At 54.5% G+C, this 2,445-nt stretch carries 3 protein-coding genes; 1 reads left to right on the top strand and 2 read right to left on the bottom strand.

Annotated features, from left to right (window positions below; translation table 11 throughout):
- Positions 1–324 precede the first annotated feature (324 nt).
- Positions 325–1,509, bottom strand: a complete 1,185-nt coding sequence (locus ABD892_RS11075) for a TDT family transporter (RefSeq protein ID WP_345195709.1) — start codon at positions 1,507–1,509, stop codon at positions 325–327.
- 274 nt (positions 1,510–1,783) lie between these two features.
- On the opposite strand from ABD892_RS11075, the gene ABD892_RS27100 reads away from it, so the two are divergent.
- Positions 1,784–1,957, top strand: coding sequence for a glycine radical domain-containing protein (locus tag ABD892_RS27100; protein ID WP_425559237.1), 174 nt, complete (start codon positions 1,784–1,786; stop codon positions 1,955–1,957).
- Positions 1,958–2,084: 127 nt separating this feature from the next.
- Here the strand turns inward: ABD892_RS27100 and ABD892_RS11070 are convergent, their stop codons facing one another.
- Entirely contained in the window at positions 2,085–2,357 is a 273-nt protein-coding gene (locus ABD892_RS11070) for a hypothetical protein (RefSeq protein ID WP_345195708.1), read from the bottom strand.
- Positions 2,358–2,445 lie beyond the last annotated feature (88 nt).

Below are 2,445 nucleotides of genomic sequence, written 5' to 3'. Positions count from 1 at the left end.
CATGGCTAAAAAGAAAAAGTGTTGGTGGCGGTCAATTGCCCGCGAAGTCAATGATAGCAAGGCCTTTCATGATCTTTCCCTGGTGGCACAGCCTTTTAGTGACTGGCGGAGCATGGGCCTCGGTAGCTCGATGTTGACTTGTTGTACATAAATCGTCGTGTATATAACCACAATTGATGAAGCGTGGGTATTGGCCTGAACGACAACTCAAGTAAGTGATTTTCCCAGATATCTCTCGCGTGCGGCGGGTCGAATACCTGATGGCCGCCGGCAGTGCCGGCGGGAGAAAGAGGTCGATACACTAGGGACGAATAGCCCGGGCTCTCACCCTTTCATCGGCTTAATCGGCACATTCGGTGGCGCCGGATGCCTCAGAATATGCCCCTGCATGATACCCCTGGTGGTACCAAAGGCCGCCAGGCACCAGGCCAGCAGCAACGCAACATAGTAAAGCACGCTGGCCCACTGAAACAGCGGTGAACCGGTGTGATGCGCCAGCTGAGCCATGCCGGTGACACAGGTGCCGACCGGGAACGTAAACGACCAGTACGTGAGAGCGAAACGCATGTGTCGGCGTCGCGCCCGCAGGGTCAGGAGCATGGCAATGCATGTCCACAGCGCGATAAAGCCAAACACCGGGATACTGTAAAGCACCGAAAACACTTCAAACCCTTTCGCAATAAACTCCGGCACGGCGCCGATGGCAACGGCCCCAAGGATGCCTGCGGCAGTCATCGATTGCCCCAGCGGCCCAAGGACAATCCATAGCGTCGGTACCCGCGAGGAACCGGTCGTGCCATGGTGCGCCAGGCGGCTCCAGATCATCACGATGATAATGAAGGCGGCGATCAGGCTCAGTCCGAACAGGCTGAAGCAGACATAAAACAGGGTTTCACGCAAAACACCCACCGGCGCATAGGGCACAAGAATCGCCCCGATGGCCGCCGACACCATGGGGGGAACGACAGGCATCAGCCAGCCGCCAAAGGCCGAGTCGGGCGACACTTCAAAATGGGTAAACAGACGAAAAGGAATAACGACTGCCGTCGCCAGACCAAGCAACGTACCGATAAACCACAGCACCCAGGCAATATTCACGGCCAGCGCCTGCCCCAGGTATGGCGCCCCCACCAGCACCGTGCCACCTGCGATCGTCAGCATCGCCATGGGCGGCGCACCGTAGAACTGCACCATGGTGGGATCATTGAAATGGTGTTTCCAGACCCCCTGGTGCTGCACCAGCGGGTTCAGTGTCGCCAGCAGCAGGCCGACCAGCATCATGCACGCCAGTATCCAGACGATCACGGCAAACACATGCAACTGCTCTGAAAACAGCGGCAACGATGCGGCGGCATTGGCGATAATGCCGGTTCCCATGACCGAGGCAAACCAGTTGGGGCCCATGGCATAATCGCGCCCTCCCCCGGTACTCGAGTAAAAGAAACGCTTCCACCAGAAGCCCTTGAGCTCGACGTCTTTTACCGCTTCATCGCCATTATCACCCTTCATACAACACCTGCCGTTTTACCGAATCGAACCGCTGCTCGGCAACGCACATTCCGGCAGACTGGCGTGGCCACACTGGCCGCAACAGTCTGCCGGAATGCAACCGGGCTGATGCAACACGTGCAACAGACTTACCAGTGTAGACCTCAAACACGCCCCTCTCTGTTCACCCTATCAAATCGGCACCCAACGGAAGGGGATCACCCGGTTTGTCAGCAAGCTCAGCCTGTGCGATCCGGTTCCATCATGAGTAACGGACAGATGCAGTTTACTTGGCATCGGCGATGAACTGTTATGCGATGCTCATAAGCACCCCGAGGCTCATCGCAGACTGATGGTTCGTGTGGTGGGCTACAGCGACTTTTTGTCGAGCTGTGCAAAGAGGTGCAGGATGAAATCATCAGCCTTACGATATTCGATAACAGCCAGTAAGCAAGTACTTACACATTGAATGAAACTTCAGGATGAGGTTTATAAACAGATAATCTGATCTGACAGTTTCCTGAATAGGGTAACTGTCAGATATTACCTTTAAACACAGCATCAGTTGCGCTACACGGCTCCACAACATCTGGCACTCAGAAACCGTACGAATAAGTACCCCGAATCGGATAGTGGTTTTCCGGATTCCTGATCCACTCGAGGCCTGAAGCGAGCGCTTCAAGATCAGGCCGTACAAACGGATTGTTGGAAATATCGATGACCTGGATATTGCCCTCTTCATTCACCACAAATAAACCGGGTTCGGCAAAGTTATGGTCGGTTTCCTGCTCAGAACGCGGTACCGAAATATATAAACACAGTGTTTTCATCGCCTCTAGCGACAGGCCATAGGCCAGCGGGAAGGACACAAAAAGTTTCCTGATTACCACCTAACATAAGCCATTCTCCCGTCTAAACTTACGACACTGGTTTTCCTTGGGTTAGGAGACGTGTCAT

The organism is Kistimonas scapharcae, assembly GCF_039540975.1.
GTDB lineage: Bacteria > Pseudomonadota > Gammaproteobacteria > Pseudomonadales > Endozoicomonadaceae > Kistimonas > Kistimonas scapharcae.
The sequence above is the reverse complement of the archived record's forward strand: the minus strand, read 5'-3'. Positions and strand labels throughout refer to the sequence as shown.